The organism is Martinezella lusitana (genome assembly GCF_010668395.1).
Classification (GTDB): domain Bacteria; phylum Pseudomonadota; class Alphaproteobacteria; order Rhizobiales; family Rhizobiaceae; genus Rhizobium; species Rhizobium lusitanum_A.
In genome coordinates this window covers 1-12,664 of the sequence record NZ_WUEY01000032.1, presented here as the reverse complement: position 1 = coordinate 12,664, position 12,664 = coordinate 1, and the positions used below count along the sequence as shown (strand labels likewise).

Annotated in this window: 9 protein-coding genes and 1 pseudogene; 2 read left to right on the top strand and 8 right to left on the bottom strand. The window is 59.2% G+C overall.

The window, feature by feature from the left end:
* Positions 1-41 precede the first annotated feature (41 nt).
* From GR212_RS33655 to GR212_RS33625, 7 genes are all read right to left on the bottom strand, one after another.
* The gene (locus GR212_RS33655; protein ID WP_163993832.1) at positions 42-1,664 is read right to left on the bottom strand and encodes a carboxylesterase/lipase family protein; all 1,623 of its coding nucleotides are present in this window, start codon (positions 1,662-1,664) and stop codon (positions 42-44) included.
* A 539-nt stretch (positions 1,665-2,203) separates the two neighbouring features.
* Positions 2,204-3,127 (bottom strand): ATP-binding cassette domain-containing protein, encoded by a 924-nt coding sequence (locus tag GR212_RS33650; RefSeq protein ID WP_163993830.1) that lies wholly within the window; start codon positions 3,125-3,127, stop codon positions 2,204-2,206.
* Complete coding sequence (locus GR212_RS33645; RefSeq protein ID WP_163993828.1) at positions 3,124-3,957, bottom strand: ABC transporter ATP-binding protein; 834 nt, start codon at positions 3,955-3,957, stop codon at positions 3,124-3,126. Before GR212_RS33645 ends, GR212_RS33650 begins: the two co-directional genes overlap by 4 nt.
* Entirely contained in the window at positions 3,954-4,802 is an 849-nt protein-coding gene (locus tag GR212_RS33640) for an ABC transporter permease (protein ID WP_163993825.1), read from the bottom strand. The genes GR212_RS33645 and GR212_RS33640 overlap by 4 nt, the downstream gene beginning before the upstream one ends.
* Entirely contained in the window at positions 4,799-5,722 is a 924-nt protein-coding gene (locus GR212_RS33635; RefSeq protein WP_163993823.1) for an ABC transporter permease, read from the bottom strand. The genes GR212_RS33640 and GR212_RS33635 overlap by 4 nt, the downstream gene beginning before the upstream one ends.
* Positions 5,723-5,779: 57 nt before the next feature.
* Complete coding sequence (locus GR212_RS33630) at positions 5,780-7,330, bottom strand: ABC transporter substrate-binding protein (protein WP_163993821.1); 1,551 nt, start codon at positions 7,328-7,330, stop codon at positions 5,780-5,782.
* 34 nt (positions 7,331-7,364) lie between these two features.
* Complete coding sequence (locus tag GR212_RS33625; RefSeq protein ID WP_246726181.1) at positions 7,365-8,792, bottom strand: amidase; 1,428 nt, start codon at positions 8,790-8,792, stop codon at positions 7,365-7,367.
* 240 nt (positions 8,793-9,032) lie between these two features.
* Here GR212_RS33625 and GR212_RS33620 point away from each other — a divergent pair, with 240 nt between their 5' ends.
* Entirely contained in the window at positions 9,033-11,537 is a 2,505-nt protein-coding gene (locus GR212_RS33620) for a LuxR C-terminal-related transcriptional regulator (RefSeq protein WP_163993817.1), read from the top strand.
* On the opposite strand, the gene GR212_RS33615 is transcribed toward GR212_RS33620, so the two are convergent.
* Complete coding sequence (locus tag GR212_RS33615) at positions 11,478-11,846, bottom strand: hypothetical protein (RefSeq protein WP_163993815.1); 369 nt, start codon at positions 11,844-11,846, stop codon at positions 11,478-11,480. The genes GR212_RS33620 and GR212_RS33615 overlap by 60 nt on opposite strands.
* 681 nt (positions 11,847-12,527) lie before the next feature.
* On the opposite strand from GR212_RS33615, the pseudogene GR212_RS37400 reads away from it, so the two are divergent.
* Positions 12,528-12,664: pseudogene (locus GR212_RS37400) on the top strand (sugar phosphate isomerase/epimerase); the annotation flags it as partial.

The following is a 12,664-nucleotide window of genomic DNA, read 5'->3' as shown; positions in this document are numbered from 1 at the left end:
CTGCGGCGGCGACCCGGAACAGTCGTCGCCGCTCATTGATCTTATTTCCGCTCGACAGACGCCCAGAAGTCGCATTGATGCTGTGTGGCAAAGTTGGTCACGCTGCGGGACTGAGGCTTATTGAGCGATTGCACAGGACCGGCCTTGGCCTCTTCAAATCGTGGCCAGGCGGGGGCACCTTTGCCGCTTGGATTGCCGGTGCGGGCAAAATTTGCCCAATAGGCACGCATCTGTTTGCCGAGCGCCTTCTGGGCATCGGTCATCTCAGGCGTGCCTTTGAGCGTAATGCTGCTGAGATTAAAGAGATATTGCAGCTCGCTGAAATGGCCGGCGCGATAGGGGAAGCTGATCGGTGGGGCAACGATCGAACGCGCATCCGTATCTGCCATCTCATATTCGAAGGTAGGCGAATACTTCGCCATGATCCTGTTGATCTCATAAGCTGGGCAGGCGATGACGCCATCGGTGATGACCTGGGCTGCGGCAAGACCGGGAACCTTGTATTTCTCCGGGTCGTAGGTCTTTGCGATCGCTGGAATAGCCGCGTCGGTGAAGCCGACGCGGGGGATGAACGATCCGATGCTCTGGAGCGCCTTGTTGTACTCCTTAGCGGCCAAGGGAGCCCCGGAAAGATCGAACATGAAGCCGGCGATCAGGTTGCCCTCGTCATGATTGGTACCGTTGATGACAGGCACGCGATTGTATTCGCCTGCCTTCAGCGCGTCGGTGATTGGTCCCGTCAGCAACTTTCCATCTATGATCGTGGCGATCGGCGTTGCCTCTGCCGAAACAAGAGCATCGACAGGGGCTTTTCGCAGGCAGGCGGCGGCTGTCGGGCTGGCATCTGCCGGGCAACCCACTTTTTGCGCTAAGGTCTTGCCTTGATCTTCCGCGGCCTGCAATGCCTCGTCGGCCGGTGCGCCGCTTTCGATGATAGCCTTTTGGAACAGACCGGCCGCCATCGGCGATACGATATGCGTATAGATACCGATCGCGCCCGCCGATTCCCCGAAGATCGTCACGTTGTTTGGATTGCCGCCGAAGGCAGCGATGTTGTCGCGAACCCAACGCAACGATTGCTGCTGGTCGAGCAGTCCGTAGTTTGCAACGACGTGATCTTCCGCATCGAGGGCCGGATGGGCCAAAAAGCCGAGAGCACCCAGGCGATAGTTGACGGTAACGACGATGACATCGTTTTCCTTTGCCAGGGCATCTGCGTCATAGACATCGCCGGAGCCACCGGTAAAGCCGCCGCCATGAAAGAACACCATGACTGGCTTCCGCTGCCAGAACTTCATGCCCTTTCCGTCCGTGGGGACGGTAACATTGAGGAAAAGGCAATCTTCATTCGAGGAGGGCGTACCCCAAGGGCTCTTGCCTTGAGGGCATCCGGCCCCGGGCTTGGTTGCGTCCACCGTACCGCTCGCTACTATGGCCGGCACAGGCGGCTTCCATCTCAGATCGCCGGTCGGCGCCTGCGCGTAGCGGATCCCCATGAATTTCGCGAGGCCCGGCGCCGAGGTGCCAACGAGTATCTCCTGACCGCTGTCGACCTGAGGGGCAGCGGCGGAATAAGCCGATGGTGCGGAGAAAAGTGCGGTAGCAACTGCCGCGGATAGCAAAAGGCGTTTGCCGCCGCGCAGCGGCGCGATCAAAATATACATTTCGTTCCTCCCAAACACAGATGCCCGAAGGCGTCCGTTACGACCGTTTTGGTCTCCAAGCCGATGCTTCCCAAACAGAGACTACGCACACAGACACCGGGATGACCATTTCCAAATCAAGAACGGGCGTCCGTGGAATGAGAAGGCATGACGGTCAGCGCAACGCTTAACGGAGTGCCGGCGCCGCCAGTCGTTTCGAATAGGCGGTCAGCGAATTTAGCACTCATCCGGCCAGCCAGATGAATACCTATGGCCAGCTAGTCCTTTGCCCGACGGCGAGCAAACCCGCGTGTCATCGCTCGATCAAAAGCAGCAGATACCAAGCTGCTCTCCGCGGCTGTGGACATAAGCGGCGCCAATGAAGGAGAAAAGTATCGAGGACGCTGGACCCAAATCACATGCCAGGCGTCGTCTGATTTGTCTGTTGATATGGAAACTCCGGAATGGCATGGAGATACCGGCGCCATGCAACGGCCTTCTCGACGGTATTCGAGGGAATGGATCCCGGGTTCATATCGTTTATTTTCCGGTCAATACGGTCAGGGCAGCGCATTCGCGCCGGGCAGGTTCACGTTGTTCCCAGACTCGGCTGCCTGAAGAACGGAGTGTCCCGGCGATACCGTGACAAGAAAATCCTGTCTGCCATGATCCGGCAGTTGGACAAGGGCTGGTTTCCGGCCGGTGCGGCGTCGACCGATGCGGGGCACTGCGTCAAGCAGATTCCGGGTATACGGATGTTGCGCATTTTCAATGATCGCCGCGGTGGGGCCACTTTCCACGATACGCCCGCGATACATCACTGCGATGCGGTCGCACAGGCGGGCCACCACAGCCATGTCGTGTGAGATAAAGAGATAAGATAGTGTGCCACCTTTCTTCAGGTCGATGAGCAGGTCGAGTATTTGGGCCTGGATGCTGACATCCAGCGCCGAAACTGGCTCGTCGGCGACGACGATCGCGGGCTCGGGCGCCACGGCGCGGGCGATGGCGATGCGCTGGCGCTGGCCGCCGGAGAATTCGTGTGGATATCGCTCGGCGTGCTCCCGCTTCAGGCCTACCCGTTCCAGGAGATCCGCCACCCTTTCGTTGATGTCGCGCCAGTCCAACAGGCCACGCGCATAGAGACCTTCCCCGATCTGACGGGCGATCCTCAGCTGAGGATTGAGTGACGAATAGGGGTCCTGGAAGATCATCTGGCATTGCCGCAGCTTTTCGCGGCGTAGCGCTGCCGGCAGATCGTCGAGGGGATCCCCTTCGATGTGGAGTTTGCCTTGCGTCGGTGTCTCCAGACCGACGGCGACGCGGCCAAGCGTCGATTTCCCCGAGCCGCTTTCGCCGATGATGCCCAACGTCTCGCCCCGCGCGAGTTCCAGCGTCACGCCGTTGAGCGCATGGATCGTGCGTCCGTTCGACAGGAAGGATTTGCTTATGCCGTCTAGCTTCAGGATTGGTACTGAGTTCATGTCGCGATTGCCTTGATCCGGTTATAGCGCTCGCGCATCGCCTTCTCGACGGTAAGATGCGAAGACAGCAGCGCCTTTGTGTAATCGTGCCGCGGTGAACCGAGCACGGTTTCCGCCGTCCCGGTTTCAAGTATGCGCCCGCCGCGCATAACGGCGACGCGATCGGCCGTTTCGGCCACGACGCCGATGTCGTGCGTAATCAGCAGGATGCCCGAACCGTAGCGCGATTTGAGGTCCACCAAGAGATCCAGCACCTGCGCCTGAACGGTCACGTCGAGTGCGGTCGTCGGCTCGTCGGCGATCAGCACACCCGGACGAAGCGCCAGGGCGGCGGCAATCATGACACGCTGCCGCATGCCTCCCGAAAGCTGGTGCGGATATTGCGCGAGCACGCGGCCGGATTCCGAAATGCCCACATCCTCCAGGCAGGTGCGCGCCGTCTCGAATGCTGTGTGCCGCTTCATGCCCTTGTGCCGTAGAAGGCCTTCGGTCATCTGGCGCGCGATCGTCAACACTGGATTGAGAGACGTCATCGGCTCTTGAAAGATCATTCCGATCTTCGCGCCGCGGACATCTTCCATGGCCCTGCGTGGCAGGGCCGAAATATCCTGACCGTCGATTCGGATCGTTCCGGTCATCCTGGCCGCCTCCGGCAACAGCCGTAGGATCGACAGCGACGTCATGCTCTTGCCGCTGCCGGATTCACCGACGAGCGCCAGGATTTCTCCCTTTTCGAGATCGAAGCTGATATTTTCTACGGCGGTAAAGACGCCGCTGCTGGTCTGGAAGGAGACGGTCAGGTCACGAACGCTCAAATAGGGCTCGCTCATGGCTGATCCTTTCGACGCGGATCGACAAGGTCGCGGAGACTGTCGCCGATCAGGTTGAAGGAGAGAACCGTCAAGCAGATCGCAAGGCCGGGGAAGATTAGTATCCAGGGCGCCTTGGTTATGTAGTTTCGGCCAGAGGCGAGGATCGCGCCCCATTCCGGCGAAGGCGGCTGGACACCGAGGCCGAGGAACGATAGACCGGCCGCCGATAGGATGGCGGATGAAAACCCGAGCGTCGCCATGACGATGAGGCCCTGGCTGATATTCGGCATGACATGCACCCGCACCAGCCTTCCCGATCGTATTCCGGCAAGCCGGGCTGCCTCGATATAGGGTTTGGCTCTTTCGGCGGCCGCCAGCCCATATGCAACCCTGGCATAGAAGGGGACGAGGCTAATTGCGATCGCCAACGTGGCGTTTCCTATTCCGGGTCCCAGGAAGGCGACGAGTGCCAGGGCGATCAGCGTATCGGGAAACGAATACATCACGTCGATCAATCTCAGCAGGATCGTTTCTGCCAGACGGCTTCCAAAGGCGGCGACGAGGCCGATCAGACCGCCGAAGACGATGCCGCTGACGACAGCCGTCAACCCGATGCCGAGCGACAGCCGGCCGCCGAGCAGAACCCGGCTGAAAAGGTCGCGCCCGAATTCGTCTGTGCCGAAGAGATGCGCCGCCGATGGCGACGACAGTCTTGGGCCGGCCGCCATGCGCATAGGGTCGAAGGGTGAGAGGTAGGGAGCCAAAAGCGAGACCGCGACGATCGCGAGCGCAAGCCCCACACCGAGAACGACGCTGAACGGAAGCCGCCGCCGCAAGACGGCCGATTGTGGTGCGTCGCTCATCTTTGCCTCATGCGGGGGTCGAGGAAGCCGTAAAGAATGTCGATGAGCATCGAGACGATTACGACGGACGTTGCGAAAACGACGATGAAGCCTTGGATCATCGGATAGTCCCTTTCCAGCATGGCTTGTACTGCGAGGCGGCCGATGCCGTTCCAGGAGAAGACGTTCTCCACGATGACCTGACCGCCCAGCAGGTAGGCAAAGACCAGACCGACGACCGTAACGATGCTGATGAGTGCGGGCTTGAGCGCATGAACGAGAAGAACCTGGTGCTCACGCAATCCTCTGGCGCGGGCGGTGCGGATATAGTCTTCCGCCAGCACCTCGACCAATGCGGAACGGGTCATACGCGCCACGAGAGCACAATAGGTCAGCCCGAGCGTCAGGGCAGGAAGAATGATGTTCCGCCAGTCCGTGCCTGCAACGGGTAGCCATCCGAGCTTGAGGGAGAATAGCTCGATCATGATCAGCCCCAGCCAGAAGCCCGGAATGGAGACGCCGAGCACGGCGACGACCATCACCGCAGTATCCGCCAGCTTGCCCCGATTGATCGCAGCAAGAAAGCCGAGCGGTATGCCGATCGCCAATGCGATAGCAAGTCCCGCAACGGCGAGCGCGAAAGTGTTGGGTAGGCGCTGGAGGAGGAGGGTGGCGACCGGTTCGTTACCCCTGATAGTAGTGCCGAGATCGCCTTGCAGGACATGCCAGAGATAAAGTGCGACCTGGTGCCAGACGGGAAGGTCCAGACCGAGCCGCGCCCGCATCTGCGCCATCACTTCCGGCGTCGCCGTCACCGATTGCGCCATCATCGCGGTCACGGGATCTCCTGGCACCACATGGATCAGAATTCCTGACAGCACGATGACTGCAATGACGGTCGAAAATGCAAGAAGCACTTTTTTTGTAATCAGAAGAAGCATCGCTACCCGGCTCGAACGTGGTGCTGCCTCGCCCGAAGGCGGAGCAGCACGGTCAAATCATTGTTTGAGGGTGACGTCATTGAACAGAAGCGAGACCATAAAGCCCATTTTGAAGCCCTCCACCTTCGAGGTGGAAGCCATGAGCCAACCCCAGCCTGGCGACAGTAGCGGAATGGCGTAGGCGTTTTCCATGAGATATTTTTCGATATCGTGAATCTTGGCCGCGCGCGCATCGCCGGAGAGCTGCCGCTGCTGCTCGAGCATGGCGTCGACGTCGCTGTTGAGGCCCATGTTCACGAAACCAGGGCGCTTCCACAGGAAGTAGAGGTAATCGGGATCGACGCCGGACATGCCCATAGTCCAGACGGCTGGCTCGCCGTCCGTATGATCGTTGTAACCCTTCATATAATCGAAGTCGGCCGCCACTTCGCGCGTTTCGATGTCCGCCCGCACACCAATCGCTGCAAGATCCTGCTGCATGATTTGATGCATCTGATCCCAGCCGGGCAGCTTGTGCACCAGGAGCTTCACCTTCAGAGGATTTTCGGGCGTGTAGCCATATTTCGCCATTATCGCCTTGGCGGCATCGGGATCGTATTTTACGCCCCAGGTCGCGCAAAGAGCCTCATTCGTGGAGAAGAGGTTTGGTGCCACCGGGCAATTGGCGGTGTTCACTAGCCCTTCGAACGCGATGGAAGCATAGGCGTCGCGGTTCATGGCCATACCGATCGCTTTGCGGATATCGGGGTTGTCCAGCGGCTTGATCTTCCAGGTGAATGCAGCCAGCATTTGCTGGCCGGACAACTGGGCCGCGTAGACCTTGAAATTGCTATCGCTCTTCAGATCGGTGGCTTCTTCCAGGGACGGCTCGACCATGTCGGTCTCTCCGGAGCGCAGGGCCGCCATTCGCGCAACATCTTCCGGAATAACCTTGAGCGTCAGCTTGTCGATATGCGGCTTTCCGGGATTCTCAATCAGCGGATTGAAATTCTTATAGTCCGGATTGGCCTCAAGCTGGATGCTGTCGTTTCGGATCCAGCTCACGAGCTTGAACGGCCCGGTGCCGATCGGCTTGAAATCGCCGCCTTTGACGGAAGAGGGGCAGATGAAGGCAGCCTGAATGCTGGTGAGGAACGAAGCAAAGGGACCATAGGGTTCGGACAATTGCACCTTGAGGACCTTGCCGTCGACACTGCTGCCCGTGATCGGCCCCCAGGCGGATAGGTTTGGATTGACGGTTGCCGGATCGAGCGCCCGGTCGAGGCTTGCCTTTGCGGCTGCGGCATCGAACGTTGTGCCGTCATGGCATTTGATGCCGTCGCGGATCGTGAACGAATACATCTTGCCGTCCTGCGACATCGACCAATCGCTGGTAAGCCCCGGATGGACCGAGCCATCCTTGTCCATCGTCAGAAGCGTATCAAAGATCAGGTTGGTGACCTGAAGGGATTGGGTTGTGCTCGCCTTCTGCGGGTCGAGGCTATCGGCATCGACCGAGCGGGCGACCGTAAGATCCGTCGCTTGCGCGGCCAATCCGCCGGCCGTCATGGTCAGCGCTATTGTCGCAGCCAATGCCCATAGGCGTTTCCGGGAGGAAATGTATTTCATGGCAATCTGTTCCCCTTTTCGTTTGACTTGCATGTTAGGCAATGGAGATCGGCGGTCTCTTGTCGCTCCAGGGTCTGGCGGTCTCCAGCTGCGACGCCAGGCGGAAAAGCAGGCCTTCGGCGGCCGGCGCAGCCGCGAATTGGACGCCGATCGGCAACCCTTCGTTATTCCATACTAGCGGCACGGACATGGCTGGCGAGCCGTTGACGTTGAAGATATGTGTGTAGGGCATCCACGAAAGGTAGAATTCATAATGGAGCCGCATCGAGGTCGAATCCGGAAAAGCCTCGTGACGCAACGGCGGCTGTGCCAGCGTCGGCGACAAGAACACATCATAGCGATCGAAAGTGGCGGTGACTGCGGCTGCGACCGCATGCAGGCGGGTCGCGGCGACATTGACGTCGACTGCGGTAATCTGGTTACCAGCCTCGATCATCTCCCACAGCATCGGTGGAAAATCGTCCGCGGTCAGCTTACGGCCCAAGGCTGCTTCCTCAAGCCGCATATCGGTCGCATATTCAGCGAGAATGAAGGTTTCAAAGGCGCTCCAACCGTCCTCCGGCAATTCGATGTCGAAAGGCTCGCAGATGTGGCCGAGGCTTTCCAGAAGCTTGATCGTCTCGGCGGCAGCCGCGATGGAATCGGCATGCGTCGCCGCGCCGTAGGGAGCCCTTGTCGAAACGGCAATGCGCAGCCTGCCGGGATCGCGCCCGACCTCGGCCGCGAAGTTGCCGCCGGCCGGGCTGTTGAAGAACTGGCCGCGATAGGTTCCCGCTGTCGCATCGAGGAGGATCGCGCTGTCGCGGACAGAGCGGGTCAACGCATGTTCGACGAGCATGCCTTGCCAAGTGCTGCCTGAAGGGGCGACGGGATTGCGCCCGCGGCTCGGCTTCATGCCGAAGCAGGCGCAGACGGACGCCGGCACGCGGATGGAGCCGCCGCCGTCGTTGCCATGACCCATCGGCACGACTCCCGCGGCGACTGCCGCCGCCGTGCCGCCGCTCGAGGTGCCCGCGGTCCGCGTTACGTCCCAGGGGTTGTTCGTTACGCCGTGGGCGCGGGAGCGCGTTGTCCAGTCCATGGCGAGCTCCGGAACAGCAGTCTTTCCAAAGATCACCAGACCGGCCTTCTTAAAACGCCGCACGAGCTCGCTGTCTTCCCCCGGCTTGATCGCGGCGCGGGGCGGCCATCCCGCGCCGGTCGGCTGTCCGCCGTAGTGTGCCGTGAGGTCTTTCAGCAGGAACGGCACACCTTTGAACGGACCTTCGCCGAGATCCCGGTCAATGAAGCGCCTGGCTTCATCTTCGAATATGGCGACGACGGCGTTTAACTTATTGTTGGTCGCATCGACCGCGGCGAGCGCCGTATCCAGCAGTTCATCCGGCTTGACCTCGCCCTTGGTCACAAGTTCGGAAAGCCCGGTGGCATCATATTTTCGGTACTCTTCTAGCTGCAACTTCATCATCCCCACTATCGAACTGCCCAAAATTACGGCTCGCCCACATTTTTGGCATGATCCTGAAGGGTGAAGGACGAAAATAACTTCATATCACACCAAAGGGTGATACAGATGGTGTCGTCGCTATCCATCTCATGCGGAGTTCTGGTGTCGCAACAAACAAGTTTGATCAACCGGCGTCTGTTGCCTCCGCGCGCATCTCATGGGGTCGTCAATCGGCCTCGCCTGACGATGCTGTCGCAGATGTTGACGCAACATCGGCTCGCTTTGGTTCACGCGCCGGCAGGTTCGGGCAAGACCACGCTTCTTTCCCAATGGCATGAAGCGCTTCGGGAGTCCGGTGTTCTGGCAATCTGGTATTCCGCCAGCGAAGACGATCGGGATCCGCTGGGATTTGCCGATGGGGTCATCCGTGCCGTGGAAATTACCGTCAGCTCTAGCGGCGCTGCGATCCCGTCGCTGGACCAGCCCGATGCGCTCGCGCGGCTCGTCACGATTCTTTCGGAGAGGGCGGCCGCAGGCCCGATCGCGCTTTTCATCGACGACTATCATCTCGCCGAAGGTGGCGATGGCGGGGAGACCATCAATCGCATCCTTTCGGCGCGCGTTTCCCAGCTGACGATCGTGCTGGCAAGCCGCCATCGCCCGTCCATTCCGATCGGAAGACTGCGCGTCAGCGGTGAGATGATCGAGGTTCCCGTCGAGGACCTGCGTTTCAACGAGGCCGAGACGGAGAATTTTTTCAAGCTCGCGTCGTCAGTTTCGCTGACGGCGGACGAAAGCCGGCAGATGCTCGACTATACCGAGGGGTGGGCGGCGGGACTTCGTCTGGCTTCCCTGGTTCTGACCAGGACGCCGGAAGCCCTGGCGATTTCCGTTCCCGTGGGAAGCCACCGGGCCTTTGCGGAATATTTCTTGGAAGAGGTCATACTCGGCCTGCCGGAAGCTGTTCATACGTTTCTTAGCAAGACATCGATCCTCGACACGCTGAACGCCAGCTTGTGCAACGCCGTCACGGGCCGCGACGACGGAAACGAGATGCTGTCCTTCCTCGACGAGGCGCAACTGTTCATCGCCGCCCTGCCGGGAACGCAGCGCTGGTACAAGTACCATCATTTGTTTCAGGAATTCCTGCAGGCCAGGCTATATGCCGAGGCGCGCGCCGATCTCTCTGATCTTCATTCCAGGGCCGGCCAATGGTTCATCGAGAACGGATCGCCGATGGACGCCGTGCGTCACGCCTTCCTGGCGCGCCGTCCCGACTGGGCCGCTGAACTGATCGAAGGCTATTGCCTCTACGACTATCTCAGTCACGGCCGCTTCGAAACCTTTTCTCGGTGGATGCAACAACTGCCGCGCGAGGCGAGAGAGGAACGGCCGCTGCTGCTTTTTCTGCAGATTTGGCGATCGATCAATCTGAGGCGGTTTCCGCAGGCCGAGCAGACGCTGCGCACGATTGAGGCCGCCGCCGCCGATCCCGGCAACCGAATGTCGAACATTGCCCGGAGTACCGGACTTGATGTCGCAGGCCGGCTTCATCTCATGCGTGCGCTGATCGGAGCCTACGGCGGCGACCTTGCGGCCGGTCTTGACCATATCAGACAACTGGAAGGCAGGGAGCTGGACCAGCTTGCCTTCGGCCAGGTCGATCTCGATTCCATTCACAGCTACCTTGCCTTCCACAAGGGGGATCTGGAATTGGCTGAGCGCCTGACATGGCGTGCAAACGGCATTTACGACGGAATGGCGTGCCATTGGGGCGGCATTCACTCCCGCTGCATCGCCGCCATGTCCTATCTCGCCCGCGGCTGGATCGGCGAAGCAGAGCATGTCATACGGGATACGCTGCAGGTCGCCGATCGCAATTTCGAACAGCATTCCTACATGGTCGCCCTGCCATCGGCCTTGCTCGGCATTATCGTTTATAATCAGGGCGACCTCGCGCAGGCTGAACGATTGTGGCTACTTGCCATTCCATCGGAAAAAGCCACGGATGTTTCCGGCCTTTGTGAAAGAGTGCTGATCGCGACAGTCGGGCTCGCCCGGCTCTATGATATGAGCGGTCGATCGGACGAGGCCACGGCGCTGCTCGTCCGCGCAAGTCGACGAGCCTATGAAAGCGAGGATTTCCGTTTGGAGTTTCAGCTCGCTGTGGAACGGGCGGATCGACTCTTTCGCCAGGGAAATGCCGCAGAGGGCAGGCGCGAATGGGAAAGGCTCCTGCTGCAGTTGCCCGAAGCCCGGCGACGCTATCCTACATCCTCGTGGCAAATATGGGACCCTTTTGCAGTCGTGGAATCGCGGTTCCTGTCGGAAATCGGCCAGACGGAGGCTGCGGTCGAAGGGCTCAAGCTGGTCGCACAGGCAGCGCGACAACAGGGCCGCGTATCAAGCGAGCTGCAAATCGGCAGGTTTATCGAACAGCTCGAAAAAGCGGGACCTTCTGACGCCGGCAGCGAGCATCCGGAGCTCAAACATCTTCTCGACTATTATCTCAACCCCCTGCCGACAAGTATGGCCCAAACGGTCCATAACGCCAACATCGTCCGAAATGCGGGAGCGGGCATGTTGACGCAGAGGGAGGAAGATGTGCTGGAGCTTCTGAAATGGGGCTTGTCGAATGGCGACATTGCCAGACGGCTCAATATCAACCTGAATACCGTGAAAACCCATACAAAGAATATATTCTCAAAGCTCGGCGTGAAAAGCAGAACTCAAGCTGTATTGAAAACCATGCCGAATGATTAACAGCAGCCGATCCGGATATGGCGTTTTCATCGATGTATCGGTGATGACGCCAGATTTTTGGATGCTTGCTCCCATCATCCGCCTGTCATATCGGGAAAAGCGGATGTATTGTTCTGCGCCGGACAGGCTGGACGCACCGCCGATCTGAATGTCATAGAGGATCCCGAAAGGCAGTTCGAAGCCGGTTGGGACAACTTGGCAGCGGTGCTGGCTGTCGCCGGCTGCACTTGGTCGAAATGCCATTATATCATGTGCACATGAGCGAGCATATGGATTTGTTTCGAACGGTGAAGAAACGAGTATTTCCACGCGCTTCCTGCGCATGGACAATTATTGGAGTGGCGGAGCTCGCCCATCGCGATCTGCTGGTCGGATATTAAGGCGATGGCGCTCGTCCCCGATCGGAGTTGATCCGCTTTTCCGCACAACAAACCCGCAAGAATTCTTGTTCACTAGCCGCGCAAGCGACGGATTAAGGGCTGCCGTAGTGCTATCCGACTTTGCCGCGAGGCCTCCAATCAGCGGGCGACGGCGCTACGAAGGGTTTTCGCCAATGGATCAAGTTGCGGATAAGCAATGATGTTGTATCGCTAGCGTGGTCACACTCGGCCTCTAACTTCTCATGAAGTTGTGTCTTCGCAACAGCTACGGTACCGATGTAGACCCTTAAAGCAAAGCGCTCTGAACTCCACTGCGAATCCCGCCGGTGGAGTGAGCGATGTTAGCCCGAGCGCTTTATCTCGATGGAATGGTTCGAAAGCGCCATGCAATGGAGGTGTTTTGTAGCCATCAGCTATTTCAAGAATCAAGACGCAAGCAATTTTCCAACACTATCTATGTTCTGCGAGTTTGGAGTTGTCATGGATGGACAACGGGAAATGTTGCGTTGATATGAGCCGAAGGGTCCGGCCTCAGTTCGAAAGCAATGCAATGGGATTTCTAAGCTGGCTACACATCAAGATGGTTAGATTGGGTAGTCGGCGACACGCTGCCATCCTGCCGCATTTCCTCGTCGGGCGGGAATTCGCCTGGCCGGTATCCGACGAAAATCATGCGCTTATTCATCGGATACTGGACAGTTGCTGGGCCTTCCACGGCCGCGTCGCCTCGCGCGAGCAGGTCCAGAT

What these genes read in the sequence shown, in the direction of transcription:
- GR212_RS33625 (WP_246726181.1), bottom strand. Translation starts at nt 8,792, where the DNA reads ATGAAGTTGCAGCTAGAAGAGTACCGAAAATATGATGCCACCGGGCTT.
- GR212_RS33630 (WP_163993821.1), bottom strand. Translation starts at nt 7,330, where the DNA reads ATGAAATACATTTCCTCCCGGAAACGCCTATGGGCATTGGCTGCGACA.
- GR212_RS33640 (WP_163993825.1), bottom strand. Translation starts at nt 4,802, where the DNA reads ATGAGCGACGCACCACAATCGGCCGTCTTGCGGCGGCGGCTTCCGTTC.
- GR212_RS33650 (WP_163993830.1), bottom strand. Translation starts at nt 3,127, where the DNA reads ATGAACTCAGTACCAATCCTGAAGCTAGACGGCATAAGCAAATCCTTC.
- GR212_RS33635 (WP_163993823.1), bottom strand. Translation starts at nt 5,722, where the DNA reads ATGCTTCTTCTGATTACAAAAAAAGTGCTTCTTGCATTTTCGACCGTC.
- GR212_RS33620 (WP_163993817.1), top strand. Translation starts at nt 9,033, where the DNA reads ATGTTGACGCAACATCGGCTCGCTTTGGTTCACGCGCCGGCAGGTTCG.
- GR212_RS33655 (WP_163993832.1), bottom strand. Translation starts at nt 1,664, where the DNA reads ATGTATATTTTGATCGCGCCGCTGCGCGGCGGCAAACGCCTTTTGCTA.
- GR212_RS33645 (WP_163993828.1), bottom strand. Translation starts at nt 3,957, where the DNA reads ATGAGCGAGCCCTATTTGAGCGTTCGTGACCTGACCGTCTCCTTCCAG.